Source organism: Proteus vulgaris (assembly GCF_011045815.1).
Taxonomy (GTDB): domain Bacteria; phylum Pseudomonadota; class Gammaproteobacteria; order Enterobacterales; family Enterobacteriaceae; genus Proteus; species Proteus vulgaris_B.
Map to the genome: position 1 here is coordinate 1,428,922 of NZ_CP047344.1, position 14,702 is coordinate 1,443,623.

The 14,702-nt window shown below is 29.8% G+C and carries 13 protein-coding genes and 1 pseudogene; 9 read left to right on the plus strand and 5 right to left on the minus strand.

What is annotated here, in order from left to right:
• Window positions 1–23 precede the first annotated feature (23 nt).
• From GTH24_RS06485 to lpxL, 3 genes are all read left to right on the plus strand, one after another.
• Entirely contained in the window at window positions 24–881 is an 858-nt protein-coding gene (locus GTH24_RS06485; RefSeq protein ID WP_164526091.1) for an alpha/beta fold hydrolase, read from the plus strand.
• 425 nt (window positions 882–1,306) lie between these two features.
• Window positions 1,307–1,519: a transcription antiterminator/RNA stability regulator CspE gene (cspE, locus tag GTH24_RS06490; RefSeq protein ID WP_036937961.1), complete on the plus strand. Its 213-nt coding sequence runs from the start codon at window positions 1,307–1,309 to the stop codon at window positions 1,517–1,519.
• Between the two features lie 453 nt (window positions 1,520–1,972).
• Window positions 1,973–2,902 carry an LpxL/LpxP family Kdo(2)-lipid IV(A) lauroyl/palmitoleoyl acyltransferase gene (lpxL, locus tag GTH24_RS06495; protein WP_164526092.1) on the plus strand — a complete coding sequence of 310 codons (930 nt, stop codon included), beginning with the start codon at window positions 1,973–1,975 and terminating at the stop codon, window positions 2,900–2,902.
• Between the two features lie 433 nt (window positions 2,903–3,335).
• On the opposite strand, the gene GTH24_RS06500 is transcribed toward lpxL, so the two are convergent.
• Window positions 3,336–3,647: a hypothetical protein gene (locus tag GTH24_RS06500; RefSeq protein WP_072069618.1), complete on the minus strand. Its 312-nt coding sequence runs from the start codon at window positions 3,645–3,647 to the stop codon at window positions 3,336–3,338.
• 436 nt (window positions 3,648–4,083) lie between these two features.
• Between GTH24_RS06500 and GTH24_RS06505 the strand changes: the two genes are divergently transcribed.
• The gene (locus GTH24_RS06505; protein WP_241254038.1) at window positions 4,084–4,923 is read left to right on the plus strand and encodes a class I SAM-dependent methyltransferase; all 840 of its coding nucleotides are present in this window, start codon (window positions 4,084–4,086) and stop codon (window positions 4,921–4,923) included.
• Between the two features lie 612 nt (window positions 4,924–5,535).
• On the opposite strand, the gene GTH24_RS06510 is transcribed toward GTH24_RS06505, so the two are convergent.
• Window positions 5,536–6,957, minus strand: a complete 1,422-nt coding sequence (locus GTH24_RS06510; RefSeq protein ID WP_164526093.1) for an SMI1/KNR4 family protein — start codon at window positions 6,955–6,957, stop codon at window positions 5,536–5,538.
• Between the two features lie 775 nt (window positions 6,958–7,732).
• Here GTH24_RS06510 and GTH24_RS06515 point away from each other — a divergent pair.
• Together GTH24_RS06515 and GTH24_RS06520 are read left to right on the plus strand one after the other, a co-directional pair.
• Window positions 7,733–8,668: a 5'-nucleotidase gene (locus GTH24_RS06515; RefSeq protein WP_072069616.1), complete on the plus strand. Its 936-nt coding sequence runs from the start codon at window positions 7,733–7,735 to the stop codon at window positions 8,666–8,668.
• Window positions 8,669–8,927: 259 nt separating this feature from the next.
• On the plus strand, window positions 8,928–9,107 hold the full coding sequence (locus GTH24_RS06520; protein WP_115351004.1) for a hypothetical protein: 180 nt from the start codon (window positions 8,928–8,930) through the stop codon (window positions 9,105–9,107).
• 151 nt (window positions 9,108–9,258) lie between these two features.
• Here the strand turns inward: GTH24_RS06520 and GTH24_RS22110 are convergent.
• A pseudogene (locus tag GTH24_RS22110) lies at window positions 9,259–9,405 on the minus strand (DUF1543 domain-containing protein); the annotation flags it as partial.
• Between the two features lie 287 nt (window positions 9,406–9,692).
• Here GTH24_RS22110 and GTH24_RS06525 point away from each other — a divergent pair.
• The 3 genes from GTH24_RS06525 (at window position 9,693) to GTH24_RS06535 (ending at window position 11,489) form a co-directional block, all read left to right on the plus strand.
• Window positions 9,693–9,872 carry a hypothetical protein gene (locus GTH24_RS06525; protein WP_109408872.1) on the plus strand — a complete coding sequence of 60 codons (180 nt, stop codon included), beginning with the start codon at window positions 9,693–9,695 and terminating at the stop codon, window positions 9,870–9,872.
• 260 nt (window positions 9,873–10,132) lie between these two features.
• On the plus strand, window positions 10,133–10,489 hold the full coding sequence (locus GTH24_RS06530) for an MmcQ/YjbR family DNA-binding protein (RefSeq protein ID WP_164526094.1): 357 nt from the start codon (window positions 10,133–10,135) through the stop codon (window positions 10,487–10,489).
• Between the two features lie 313 nt (window positions 10,490–10,802).
• Window positions 10,803–11,489, plus strand: a complete 687-nt coding sequence (locus GTH24_RS06535; protein WP_072069984.1) for a DUF7424 family protein — start codon at window positions 10,803–10,805, stop codon at window positions 11,487–11,489.
• Between the two features lie 215 nt (window positions 11,490–11,704).
• Here GTH24_RS06535 and GTH24_RS06540 read toward each other — a convergent pair whose 3' ends face one another.
• Complete coding sequence (locus GTH24_RS06540; protein WP_072069983.1) at window positions 11,705–12,286, minus strand: hypothetical protein; 582 nt, start codon at window positions 12,284–12,286, stop codon at window positions 11,705–11,707.
• Between the two features lie 1,021 nt (window positions 12,287–13,307).
• Entirely contained in the window at window positions 13,308–14,534 is a 1,227-nt protein-coding gene (locus tag GTH24_RS06545) for a deoxyguanosinetriphosphate triphosphohydrolase family protein (RefSeq protein ID WP_164526095.1), read from the minus strand.
• Window positions 14,535–14,702 lie beyond the last annotated feature (168 nt).

Here is a 14,702-nt window from a genome sequence, read left to right on the forward strand (position 1 = left end):
AAATTAATAAGAGAATAAATCTAATGAAAGTTAAAAATTCAAGAAAATATAATGTAGTGTTACCTGATAATAGAATTTTAGAGTGGTATGAGTCTGGGTCAGAACAAGGTAAACCAGTGATATTTTGTACTGGTGCAGGTATGAGTGGTCTATTAGGTGTGGACATTGAATATCTAAATAAGCTTAATATCCGTTTAATTACTCCAACTCGTCCAGGATTAGGTGATTCAACGATCGATCCTCATAAAACGTTAAAATCTTTTTCTCAAGATATTTTATTTTTACTCAAACATCTTAATATTAAAAATTTTAATGTAGTGGGATTTTCTCAAGGGGCTGTATTTGCTATGGCACTTTGCTTTTATTGTCATGTAGACAAATTAGCCATTGTCGCAGGACAAGATCAATTTGATTATCCTGATACGCGAAACCAACTCACAGAAGATGTTGCTAATATGCAACAGCAGGCGGTGAGTGCTCCTGACGTATTAGCTTCTTGGGTTAAGCAAAATATATCAGCTAATTGGCTAATGGACTTTATTCTAAATTACAGTGCAGATGTTGATTTAGCTATTTATCAATCGATAGATTTTCTTCCTGTTTACCAAGAATGTATGGCTGAAGCTTTTAAACAAGGTAATGAGGGATATACTCAAGATCTTCTTATTGCTATGCAATCATGGGGCTTTTCACCAGAAGACATAAAAACGCCAACAACATTATGGTATGGCATGAAAGATACGAGTACCGTTCATTCTCCTGATTTTGGAGCATTGTTGTTTCAACGTTTTCCTAATGCACAACGACATTTATGGCCAGAAGAAGGTGGATCACTTCTGTGGACAAAAACTGAAGATATTTTATTAGAATTAGTTGATTAAAACTAAGCACTATATTATTGATGGAGTAGATACTGTGCATTATAAAAAATAACAGTATCTACTGTTTTAAGGTATATTTAATCGATTTACTTCAGTTCTACCGGAAAATACAAATATAAATATGGTTTTCGATTGAGTGGATAATTATTCTTATATTGTAATTATTTTCTAAATTGCCAAAATGACATTTTTTTTAAAATAAATTTGAAAATAATTTGCTATAGACCGAATTATATGACTTAATAGCGCCACTGGTTTGGAAGTACAGACCTATTTATGTTAGTGCAGTTTTAAGTAGTTCACCGTTTAGCGTTATCCATGATACCTCTTCGTTGCGAATTCCTTCAAATAGTGACCATAAGTAAAATCCGAAATCAAACCGCACACAATGCCTTATGGCAAAATAATTAATTAAAGGAAATCTTATGTCTAATACAATGACTGGTACAGTAAAATGGTTTAACGATGATAAAGGCTTCGGTTTTATCACTCCTAAAGATGGTAGCAAAGACGTATTCGTACACTTTTCAGCGATCCAAAGCGAAAGCTTCAAATCTCTGAAAGAAGGCCAAGAAGTTTCATTTTCTATTGAAAATGGCGCTAAAGGCCCAGCAGCAGCGAACGTAATCGCTCTGTAATATTGAGTCATTATTGCAGTAAATATTGCTTAATGCAGTATTAATACTGGTAAGACCAAGAAAACCTCACCTCGGTGAGGTTTTTTGTATTAAAGAACCTGTTATTTTGTTTTAGTTTTTATATAGTTAATATAGATTAAAAACAATATTATTAAAGTTATGTAAAAATTTAAAATAAATCATTTTAATTATTAAACAAAATTGCTTTAATGATTAACTTTATTAGAAAAGAAAATAATAATAAAATTCTTATAATGCTGAAATAAAGATAGCAAGATATTGCCTTCTCAATGAAAAGAAAGAAAAAAACTTCATTAGAATAGAAAGATATCAGATAAATCATAAAAAATAATTTAAAGAAAAATATAAAATTAATATTTAATGACTTATCTAAAAAAAATGCTGTCTAATTCAATGTGGCTTAAATGCTTTTAGTTCTCAAAGGACAAACTTGTGTACGCTAAAAATTTTTTTTCATTGCATCTGTTACACCCAAAATATTTTTTAACTTGGTTTGGTGTTTTTATTCTTTTTCTATTAGTACAATTACCTTATTCTTGGTTACTTTTCTTAGGTAAACGTTTAGGGTTACTATCTCGTTTTTTTGTAAAAAGAAGAGTCTCTATAATAAAGCGAAATTTAGAGCTATGTTTTCCTAATAAAGATAAACATGAAATAAATAAACTCGTCATGGATAATTTATCTTCACTTGGTGTTGCTTTATTTGAAACAGGAATGGCTTGGTTTTGGAGTGATCGCCGATTAAAAAACCTTTTTGAAGTGCAGGGAATTTCCAATTTTACAAATGCTAATGAGAAAAATGCAGGAATTTTATTAATCGGTATACATTCGATGTCGCTAGAGTTGGGAGGGCGTATCATGGGGCTTTGTTTCCCTGTCAATGCCATGTATAGACCGCATAATAATAAAGCGATGGAATATATTCAAACTAAAGCGAGATGCCGTTCTGATAAAGGGATGATAGATAGACGTAATTTAAAATTTATGGTTATGGAGTTAAAAAAAGGAAAGGCAATTTGGTTTGCTCCTGACCAGGATTTTGGTTTGAAAGGAACCACTTTCTCACCTTTCTTTTGTGTCGAAAAAACATCAACTTCGAAAGGTGTTGCAATATTAGCTAAATTATCAGGAGCACCTTCTTTGACTGTAACGTTGATTAGAAACGAAAATAAGAAAGGTAAACAATACAGCTTGATTATTGGTGATGAGTTGGTTAATTACCCTAGTGAGAATATTCAAAACGATACAGATAGAATGAATAAGTTGATTGAAACCGAAATTATGAGAGCGCCAGAACAATACTTATGGGCTCATAGACGATTCAAAACACGACCTGCAGGTGAAGCGAGTTTCTATCGCTAACCTATTTATAATTAGGTTAATAAAAAAGACCAACACATGATGTGTTGGTCACAGTAAATACTGGAAGCAATGTGAGCAATGTCGTTGTAAAGGTTGAGTAAAAAACTCAATTATTTACAATCTAAAAGATGATCATTATCAATTGGCTTGTCAACCCTTACGTTTGTATGGATTAATGAAAAATGAAACAAAAGGGATAGAATGGAACAAAAGGGATAGAATGGAAAATAAAAAGGTAAGAAAAAGAATAGAGTTAGCAGGTATATAAATTAACTATACCTGCTTAATATATTATGATCATAATAGAAAAATACCATTTATATAAATATAGTAATAACTTCTAATGTTCGAAAATATATACTCATTATTTAATAATAAATATTTCATCTAAAATATTTAGAGATTGATGTTTATTAAAATATTGGATAAGTAATTAATTATATACTATATCCATTATAGCTAAATTTTCACTAAGCCAATTTATATTCATTGAACCTCTATTTTCATTTAATTTAGCATTAAATATTTCATTTGGTTCAATTTTATGCTGTGTTTCCTCCATTTCAACACCATTCCAGCAGTTTGTCTTAAATATATGCCCAACAGAGTCAATCATACAATTACCTTCTACTATAGAGCCTGTAAAAGTAATTACTCCTGAACCAATAACCTTATTATTATTTGCGAGGGTGGGTACTGATAATAAAAATGTTAAACAAACTCCTATAATAAGATTCTTTTTCATTTTATATTCCTTAATACTATTCTATTGGTCAAATTTAATAATTGATCTCTTTTGTGAAAGATCTGTATTTTTCGTACTGGGTTGATGGAAGGAATAATAGAGAAAAAAAATATATCAATCTGTAAAAAAAATTGATGGTTAATGACAATTATATAAAGGTTTATGAATGATTTTTTGAAGGCTACAATAATAGAATAATAATTGAAATTAAAAACAGCTTGCATAACTAGTTGAATAATAATAATTTAATAAAACTAGTCTTATTTTCATTAACAAATTAAATTTATTAAATATAAGTTATATTACTTAATTTTTTTATGATACATTTTGTTGTTAAAACAAAAAATTAATAATCTGAGCTATCTAAATATGACAAAAGATTTGTCAAAATATTTCGACGAAGTTACTGTAAAAATAAAAACTATGTCTTTATTTGATGATTTTTATCTCGTTAAGCATTGATATCTTAATTTATCACTTTATTATCATTAAAAATAAACAACAAAAAGAGAATAAAATATTTATGCAGAGTTATCATTCGCTATCAGCCCAAGTTTACCAAATAGATAAACCTATAGGGTGTAGTTTTGGTGACGTAGAATATTATCAAGAACGTCTTAAGGATGTTAATGGTAAAATCTTAGAACCCGCTGCGGGAACTGGGCGTATTTTGATCCCTTTATTAAAGGCTGGGTTTAATATTGAAGGGTTTGATCTTTCAGATGAGATGCTTTATTTCTGTATGGAAAATCTAAGAAGTAATGGATGCTCTCAAGATAAAGTGACTAAAGATAATTTGTTGACATTCCAAGTTAAGGCACTTGTTGATGCAATAATTATTCCGACAGGAACTTTCTTATTGTTAGATAGCGAAACAAAAGCACTACAGTCACTTCAACAATGTTATAACGCATTAAATCCAGATGGACGTTTGCTAATTGACATTAGCTTGGCGCATACCTTTACCAAAGGCCAATGTTCTAGTCGACAATTTGAAACGCCGGAAGGGGATTTAATTACCTTACAGATGGTGAATGCCGAAATAGATTATATTAATCAATTAATAGTATCTCATCACCGTTATGATAAATGGAGAAATGGGAAAATAATTGAAAGTGAGTGGGAAGTGTTTAAATTGAAATGGTTTGGTATTTATGAATTTAAACGGCTCCTTGAGTTTATTGGTTTTAAAAAAATAACAATTTCTGGAGATTATCAATATTTACGCGAACCAAATAATGAAACAGAAATTATTACTTTTGAGGCTTATAAATAGAAATGAAATAAAATAGTGATAAAAAGGTCATAAAAATAGTGGCCTTTTTAATTTGTTGGTTTTTCTGTTTTTTTTCTTGAAAAATTAAATTTTATTTTTGTTATGAAAAAAGAAAACAAGATAACGTTTAATTTGAAAGGAATAGTAATTTTATTCATCAGTATTAAATTGAGTTTTTGAGATAAAAAAATCCCCGCACTAGGCGGGGGGAAATTAAATATCTATCAGTGATGAAATACTGAAACCAATAGTAAGGGAAAAAAAGATATCAATCTGTAACAAACTTTAAAAAAAAATAATGAAAATAAGTGTGAAACTAAAAGTATTTTTTGAAAACATCAATAGATACTTGATGTTTTTAAATGTAATTAATTGTTTTTAATCGGTTTTTAATTTATAGAAAACCCAGAGTTGGAACATATAGCTAATAATCATGTTAATTTGGCAATAAAATTTGTATACATTTAGCTGAGAGCATTGATAAATTTCTTAATTTTTAGAACAAAAAAATACGTATTTATAATTATTTGGGTAAAATTTAGGCAATAATAATGATTGATTATTGCCTACTTAGAACAGATGCAAGAAGATGATAGGGTGTCTATCTATTAACTACCATTGTTTTACATCAATCATATTGTTTGGGTATACCTTAGCGATATAAGAAGAGATATTATTGCGAATATAGGGGCTTTTTTCTTTAGGATACATTTTCCAAGCTTTTTTTAAATAACCCAATAGCTCACTATTGATATAATTTGAACTAGATAATACCTGAATTGCGCCTAAGCTGATTTCTGCATTATCAGAGATAGTTAGTTCAAAAAATGCTGAAATTTTATGTTTTAAATTAGTATCATGAGAGGCTGCATAAATAGCACTTTTTATGATCTCTACATTTTGATGAGTAAAGAAAGGCTGAAAGTCCTCAACAAAAATAGTTTCTAGTTCTGTTAAAATGTAGCCGATAAAGCGCAATGTATCTTCGTGATTGGTTACTTTAAGAATAGAAATAAGACTTTCTTTAAACTGTGCATATTGGTCTTTATATTTGAAGTAAATAACAGCAATCGCAATATCTGTTTTTTCATCATATGGCGTAATTAATGCTCGTTGAATATGAGGTAAAGCGAGTTCTTTAAAATAAGTTGCTAAGACATTTAAAGAGGCTTTATATAACTCAATACTTTCGGTTTGTAGTTGTTGCTCTAAAAAATATAAACTCCTATTTGATAATTTAGGTAGTTTAGTTAATGAGTTGATCGCATTGATTTTTCTAGTAATATCATCATTATCGTTGGCAAGACAAAGTAGAACTTCTTCAGTACCTCCCATACGATGACCAAACCAACTTGTGTCATAGCCTAAAATAACTTCATCTAACCAACGTTCATACCATTGTGTAAATGATATCTCATAAGAAAATGTGTAGGGAGTATCTGAATTTACCCAATCAGATGTATATAAAATATGACCTTTATAATCACCATTCACTACTAATAAAAGATCGTACTCACAACCACAGGTTCCTAAATAGAGTGTACCTTGGTGAAGCTTATCGTAAATATTATCAAATTCTTCATCACTACAATCATCAGGTACATGACATAGTGCTTTCCATTCCTCAATATCCATATTAGGGCTAAGCAAGCAGGGTAATGCGTAGTTTTTTATATCATGTCTATCTATCGCGTCATCAAAAGCGTAGAGCCCATAATAAGGGCCTGCACCACCATAAGAACCTGTACCACCATGACCAATTCGAGTGATAAAGTCGATATAGTCCTGTGGAAATTTACATCCAGCTTTTTCTTGTAACTGATTAGCCTTTTCTATAGAGAGTGGTGGGTTTAATTGATAGTTATGATTATTAGCGCCAAATTCTTTGTGTTCGTGATCGACAATAGCAACAAGTACTAATTTTTCACGGATACGCTCAATAGGATTATCTGCATATTTCTTATTTATTTGTTCCCATTGTTGCAACGATGTCAATTTGTTCTCTTTTTCAAAGAGAGATGAAATAAAGCCCATAAAGTAAAATCCCTATTGATGATATGGTTTAAGTCTAAAATGCTTATTTAACAATCCGTTATTATGGGTAGAAAACTAAATATAAAATAATTTTCTTACTGAAATTACACTATAAACTATTTTATCTTTAATAAGAAAATAGTATTTTTAGGTAATGCTTTTCTTTCTTTATTTATTATGAAATGAGTATAAATATGCGATAGATAAAAAAAAGACCAACGCTAGGAGAGTTGGTCAATAAATACTAGAAGCAATGTGAGCAATGTCGTTGTGAAAAACCAAGTAAAACACTCAACTATTCACGAAGTAAAAGATAATCATTATCATTTGATATGTCAACCCCACTAAGATTATGGTCACTATTCATTCACACTAAAAGCCAACAAAACAATCTAGTTTATAGAAACTAAAGTTGGTAATTTATCAATTATAACAATGAGATCACTTTTTTCTGATTTAGTATTTATCGCATTCTCAATGATTTTCATTTTTTTTATTTTATTGATTAAATCCTTAGCGTGTCGAGATCGTAAATGTATTGTCTTTTTAACCATGAGTTTTCTCCTTATTTGTGATAACCACTACGATAATAGTGATAATACTCAAATACAAATGACAATCAATATCGTTAATGTTTTGTATTGAGGAGGAGAATGAATTTTTGGTAAAGACTGTGACATATCTTATCCATACTTTATGCACAGATTTTCTTATCTCAGCACTATTAAAAAAATGATAGTATAAATAATCAGAGCTTTAATAAGGAATTGACGCTATGGCATATGATTTAACAAAAAGATTGGTCATAGGGCTATCTTCTAGTGCGTTATTTGATTTAGAAGAGTCAGATAATATATTTCGTACTGAAGGTGAGGAGTCTTATCGAAAATATCAGCGAGAAATGCAAGATATTCCATTAAGTAAAGGTGTTGCATTTCCGTTTATTAGCCGACTTTTAAAGTTAAATAACATTAGAATTGATGATCCTTTGGTCGAAGTTATTTTATTATCTAGAAATGATCCTGATACAGGATTAAGAGTGATGAATTCTATTGAGCATTATGAGCTAGGGATCACCAGAGCTGTATTTCTTCAAGGAAAGTCACCTCATATTTATATTCCAGCCTTTGATATTGAATTATTTTTATCAGCAGATCATGATGATGTTATACAAGCAATTAAAGCTAATTATCCCGCAGGAGAAATATTAGCGGGCCATATTAATGATGATAATGCAGATGAATTAAGAATTGCTTTCGACTTTGATGGTGTCATCGCTGATGATGAGGCTGAGGTTATTTACAAAACATCGGGAGAATTATCACAATTTCATCTTCATGAGGCCAAAATGGTTGATACTCCTCATAACCCAGGGCCGTTAAAAAAATTTCTACTGCGCATTTCAGATATTCAAAAACTAGAATTAGAAAAAGTAAAGCAAGATCCTAGTTATGTTCCATTACTTAAGATCTCCATTGTTACTGCACGAAATGCACCGTCTCATAAGCGAGTTATTAATACCATGAGGGCATGGGGAATTTCTGTTAATGAAGCCTTTTTTATGGGAGGAGTAGAAAAAGCAAATGTGCTAAAGATTTTAAAACCACATATATTCTTTGATGATCAAAAATTACATTTAAAATCCTCGTCTGAACTTCCTTCTGTACATATTCCGTTTGGAATAGCGAACAAAGATATAGATAATAAATAAATTATTATAATAAAAAAGGTGTGTGATATTTATATCATACTCTCTTTTTTTATTTTGTCTAATATTGCCTTTAGTGGGAATATTCTATTTTTATTGTTTTATTTTTGTTTTTTAAATAAAAGTAAGAACAAAATTGGATCTATTTTTATAGAAGTAGTATGGTGTTGGATGATTTATATATACTATAAATTAATAATATATATAAATATTTTATCTTAAGAGGTATCTAATTAATTAATATTAAATAAGGAAAATTGAAATGGATAATAATCATAGATTTTTTTCTGATGATGTATGCCCTAAAACTGCATTATATGGCCAATTTTATGGTGATAATCACTATGCTGGCCGAGATTATGAGCGGAAAATCTATAATGGAAATAAATTTCCAAAAACTAAAAAAGGATTTTATTTTAAAAAGTTAATGAATTTCAAATAATAAAAGTAACAAGCAAGTAATATAAAATTATTTTAAATAAAAATATCAATATTATTTAATACGTGCTGATTGATATTTGAAAATGAGTTGATGATTGCATAATTAGGGGAATTTACTACGCTGATAATTTACAGTGCAGTAAAAATAATTATTAATTTTTCTCAATACCAATCGGTTGATAACTTTGCCATAAAGGTTTGAAATGTTCACCTGAATTATTTGGTATTAGATGAATGTAGTGATCACCGATTTTGCTCAATAAAATGCAATCATCAACATCTTTTAAATTATCTTTATGTTATTGCTGGCTATCGAATAAAATTGTTGTAATGGCTTTTTGGGGCCTTATTTGTTGATTGTGCAACAAATTGAGTATCGTGAACTTCGATGTTTTACTTACCGACATTATCACCAGCATAAATAATTTCGTTACGCATCCATTTTTTTGTTGTTATCAATATATGATTTATTATATAACCATATTGAGAGTAAGTGTAAAAAATGAAAATGATTGGTTTTGTGAACTAATTTATTCATTTTTACTCTAAATTCTTGCTATTAATTTAAATATTATTTGAGGTAGATATGAGGTTACTTATGCTTTTGAGTGTTTTTTTTATTTCTGCTTGTTCATCAACAGGAGCAATAGAATCTCAAGAAAGTAAAAGTCATAAAGAAGATCCATATTCTGATAGCACATTAAATAGTATTAAAACTAATCAGAATATTTATATTGAACAGCAACGTAGTAAAGGAAATTTTTAATCTATTAAAATAGATGATTAATTTTTTGGCCACTTAAGTGGCCTTTTTATATTAAGAAATATAAAGCATGCAATATTAATAAGAAATTTTTTAAATTTCCCACATAAGAAGAAGACTTGTATTATTATTGTAATTGAGGGCGTTGAATAATAACTCTATAAAAAATAGGAAAAATAATAGAAAAAATAGAAAAAAGTAATGGAATGTTAAGGTGTACGGAGTTATATTTACATTCAGATAATCTATGAGTTGAGGTTGTAATGAATAGAAAGAAATTAATTAATTATATTAAAGAAAACTATAATGTAGAACCTGAGTGTTTATGGATTAAATATCCAAATTATATAGTATTTAGACATAAGAGTAATTCGAAATGGTTCGTAGCTATAATGGATGTTTTAGACATTAAATTATCTAATAATGGTAGTGGCGATATAGTCGATATCATAAATTTAAAAGTTATGCCAAATTTAACGGGATCACTACGGTTAAAAAAAGGAGTATATCCCGCTTACCACATGAATAAAGAGCATTGGGTTTCTATTAGCCTCTCATCTGAGTTTGATGACAGAGAATTAAAATCTTTGATTGCTGAAAGTTATAATTTGACACAATAAATTAATAATATAGCTTACTCAATTTTTAAACACTATCGAACTATATTAGTTAAGCTATTACCATAGCTTCTATAATATACGTAGCTATAGACTTCCATCTAATATTACTCATTTTAAACTATATTATAGAGTGTAAATAATACTATCCTTTGAGCGTGGTGATAAATTAAACGAATTATTTGATTTATTAGAACCAGTAATTACTAATCGTTATAATAAAGCATTAACGTTATCACAAAAATGACTTCGAAATTTTTATATTCAAATCCGATGTGGTTTAATTAATTATTAATATTATTAATGGTTGGCATTTATGAAAAAATTTCTAGTTATCGCTCTTTCTACGATCCTTTTATCTGGTTGTAAGGTAGATATGAGCACATCAATTAATACTGATGACTTACTTTCTAATCAGCATAAATTAATTAGTAGAAATTTATCTATTGAAGTCCCTTCATGTAATGATTTTGAGGATTCAAGAAAAGATTCTAAGACATTAGCAGACTTAAAGTCGAAAATTCCAACAGTGTTTACAAAAGCTGAATTTAAAGAATGTTATAAACAAAAATTTAACTCATTTGCTAGCTTTGAAATTCCAATCGGAGTAGGTTCTTTTAGGGAAGATAATCAATTAGTTGATGCTGAGGTTTATATTTTCTCAACAAATGATATGTATATTGGTGCTCTGATGGATAAAGGTACTGTATCACGAATGGATTCGTTGAAAAAAACAATGCCAGCTAATTTAGATCTTGAACTAACATTAAATATAGTAAAAGGCAAACAACCAATGCCTAAGACTTTATTAATGGGTGCTTACGTAACGAACGCTAATGTGAACAATGTACCGGCTATAATGAATCTATTAACTATAGGTCCAGATGGGGCTAAACTTAAATTATCAGATGTGTCTAACTCTTTATTAACATCAGGCAGACCTACACCTGTTCTAGTGACCAGCAGTTACTTAAAAGATTTTCTATCAAGTTTGGAAAAATAAAATAGTATTGATAATAAGCTTCTTCAAATAGGAGCGGTTTAATCTATAAAATATAGTAAAATCAGTCTTAGTGGATTAACTTTTATAGAGAGCAGCTATATTAACCAGTTACATAATATTTGTGAGAGTAATTTAATGTACATAATGCCTACTAAAAGAGAGGCAGAAAGCAAAATTAAAATTATCATTTAATGATCTGTTGTGAAATACCAGACTTAATTATAATTAGAAAAAGTCTTTCTTATCGTAATAATAGTAATTGCCCCAAAAAATATAATAAAGAAAATAAGTGAATAAAATATTAAAAAATTAATATCTTTTTCTTTAAAGAATATAATTGTCAATAATAAAAGCAGAGAGAGTAAAAGGAATTTTTTGTTACTATTAATCATGCAATATATGAAAGAAACAAAAATAGATACTAAGAGAAAAGAAAAATAAGCTATAAGAAAAGCAATAAATTCCACACTGTTAAAAAAAACAGAGGGTACTTTTTCTTCATGGAATATAATTATCAGCACTATGGCGGTTGCTATAAAACTCATTAAAGTAAAGATTAAAATAACAAATTTATTAGTATATAAAAATGATAGTTCTTTAAAATAAATAATTTTTATAGAAATTTCTAATGAAGATATAAATATGAAAAAAGCGATAAAGAAAATAACAGAAGAAATAGCTAGCCAAATAATATTATTACAACCAAATGTAGATATGCTGATATAGAGTGATATCGTCAAAGATAATAATGGAGATGCAAATGTTAATAATTTTTTGTTTTCTTGTTTAACGTTCATATTCCTATCCATTGTAAAAATAACAGGATATCAATTAGACATCGGCAATAATAACTGAATGATTATATCGCTTAGTCAGTTACATTGAGCATTATTTACCACGTTTAGTTTTATTAGACCTTCGATACAGAGAAGCCGTTTTTACTAACTAAGCTGATTTTATTTTATATGAGATAGTATCTGATTTATCCAACGAGAAGAATATGCAACTATTCAAAAATGTGGTTAATGTGATAATACCAAGTATGCATATTATTTTTTCATATTATGCATCAAATATTTCTTGTTTTTCTCTTAAGTAATGATACCTGCTATTTAATTTTACTTTTTTGAGTTATCCAGTAAGAACCTTTTTACATAAGTTTTGCTAATAATTTTGGCAAAATATTCGCAAGAAGAAAAGGGCAATTTTATAAGCGAAAGAAAGGACTGTTTTGAGGGATTAATTGTCGGAGTTTTACCACAGTTTTACCAGTGGCAAATTTCAGACATAAAAAAACCAACCTTAAGCGGTTGGTTTTCTTAAATATTGTTGGTCGGCATGATAGGATTTGAACCTACGACCCCCGACACCCCATGAAACCGATTTTAAGTTATCTAACTCTTTGATTATAAATATAAATAATGAATTTATATGTAATTATATACAGTGCTGGGTATGCAAAATGTGCATTATAAGAATCAATGAGTTAAGGGGGGTTTTACCACTATGTTTATGTATGTTAGCTCGGATTGAGTTAACGGGTTTCGTAGGTAGAACATATTTAAATCTAACTTTCTAATCTGAGTGAATAGGATACATTCCAAAAGTAGTAAAACTAATATCTTCCACGAAAGGATTAAATCCTAGAAATTTTGTTAAGATGAAGTGCATGGATCTGTTAAGCTAACTTAAGAATAGTGGCAAAAAAATGATCAATGTATACCATGAATTCATGGTCTTGAAAGGCGTTAGTTACTAGAAAGAATGAAAACAGAAAAATTGTGATAGATGTATTCATGCTTCTAGTAACTAATTGTATTATTTCAGGCAGTGCGTTTCCCATTCTTTTATTGCAAATGTGTCCATCATGCCTGAAATATAGTCGATAACCGCTCGTTTTTTCTTAGCTTCGAATATATCAGTTCCTTTTTCAGGTAAGGAAAAATTAAGCTCAGGTGAGAGAAACTTATAATTATCATCTTTATTGTAGAATGCATATAAATCCTTGATGACCTCATTCCCTCTGAATTCATAGCTGAGTATATTGCGTTTTCGCATTATTACTTTAAAAAGAAGTTTTTTGAGTCCTTCAGACAATGCGTTCAGTTTACCGAACCCAAGTTCATGAAAGCCATTTTTGTTTTTTACTACGGAAATATCTGTGACGAGGTGATTGACAATATTGGAGGTCAATTCCTTACGGAAAATCATGGCGAATTCTTCTGAGGTATTGAGTGAAATTGCTTGAAAAGCAGTTTTTTTTGACTTACTGACAATTTCTTTGAATTGAGCTAAAGCGCCTTGGAATTTATCAGAAATCAGAAATTCATACTCAATATCTTCGATCGTGACCATATTCCGGCTTAGAGCATCTTCTAGATCATGAGCTGCATAGGCGATTTCATCCGCGAGATCCATTATCTGCGCATCAATCGTTTTCTCTCCAAGTTTCAGGTCTAGTTGTTTTTTAGCAAGCAGATCAGTGTAAAAATTAAAATCGTCATCATAAATGAATTTATCAGCAGTCAACCGAGTATTGGGATATTTAATAATAGAAAGTAAGCTACGGTGAGTTAGATTCAATCCGCTACAGTCTGCATATTTTTTTTCAAGTGTCCTCAGGATTCGTAGTGCTTGTGCATTACCTTCGTAACCACCGATATCCTTAGATAACTCGTTAAGTAGTTTTTCACCTGAATGACCGAAAGGAGGATTGCCGATATCATGTGCCAGAGCTGCTAGCTCAACTACTACGGGATGAACTAGTTCGAGGTCTGATGCGATACTTCGAGCTATTTGTGCTACTTCAAGGCTATGCGTTAACCTGTTTCTGTTGAATTTTTCAGGATCAACTTCAAAGAGTTGCATCTTTCCCTGCAATCTGCGAAATGATGATGAATACAGAATGCGTGCATAATCTCGCTGATAGTCATCTCGGTTTCTTGCTTCAAAAAGAGGGCCCGAGTGTTCCCTAGTATTTGCCAGAGCCTTGATCAGTTTTTTCTCTTGCTCTTGCGCAAATAATTTTAATTCATTGTTGTACATATTTTATCCTTACAGAGGAAGTCACAAAGCTAGAATACAGGATGAACAAGCCAGGTGGTTATTGTCTTGTAAAGTGATTATTTATAAATAAGTACTACTGATTATAGCTACTTCAAATTACGAAACTTGACTTACTTTCTGTTGATTGACATAGACCACGTTTTACAA

Excerpts from the sequence above, each read along its gene's own strand:
- GTH24_RS06485 (WP_164526091.1), top strand. The coding sequence starts at position 24 with ATGAAAGTTAAAAATTCAAGAAAATATAATGTAGTGTTACCTGATAAT.
- cspE (WP_036937961.1), top strand. The coding sequence starts at position 1,307 with ATGTCTAATACAATGACTGGTACAGTAAAATGGTTTAACGATGATAAA.
- GTH24_RS06500 (WP_072069618.1), bottom strand. The coding sequence starts at position 3,647 with ATGAAAAAGAATCTTATTATAGGAGTTTGTTTAACATTTTTATTATCA.
- GTH24_RS06505 (WP_241254038.1), top strand. The coding sequence starts at position 4,084 with ATGATTTTTATCTCGTTAAGCATTGATATCTTAATTTATCACTTTATT.
- GTH24_RS06510 (WP_164526093.1), bottom strand. The coding sequence starts at position 6,957 with ATGGGCTTTATTTCATCTCTCTTTGAAAAAGAGAACAAATTGACATCG.
- GTH24_RS06515 (WP_072069616.1), top strand. The coding sequence starts at position 7,733 with ATGGCATATGATTTAACAAAAAGATTGGTCATAGGGCTATCTTCTAGT.
- GTH24_RS06520 (WP_115351004.1), top strand. The coding sequence starts at position 8,928 with ATGGATAATAATCATAGATTTTTTTCTGATGATGTATGCCCTAAAACT.
- GTH24_RS06525 (WP_109408872.1), top strand. The coding sequence starts at position 9,693 with ATGAGGTTACTTATGCTTTTGAGTGTTTTTTTTATTTCTGCTTGTTCA.
- GTH24_RS06530 (WP_164526094.1), top strand. The coding sequence starts at position 10,133 with ATGAATAGAAAGAAATTAATTAATTATATTAAAGAAAACTATAATGTA.
- GTH24_RS06535 (WP_072069984.1), top strand. The coding sequence starts at position 10,803 with ATGAAAAAATTTCTAGTTATCGCTCTTTCTACGATCCTTTTATCTGGT.
- GTH24_RS06540 (WP_072069983.1), bottom strand. The coding sequence starts at position 12,286 with ATGAACGTTAAACAAGAAAACAAAAAATTATTAACATTTGCATCTCCA.
- GTH24_RS06545 (WP_164526095.1), bottom strand. The coding sequence starts at position 14,534 with ATGTACAACAATGAATTAAAATTATTTGCGCAAGAGCAAGAGAAAAAA.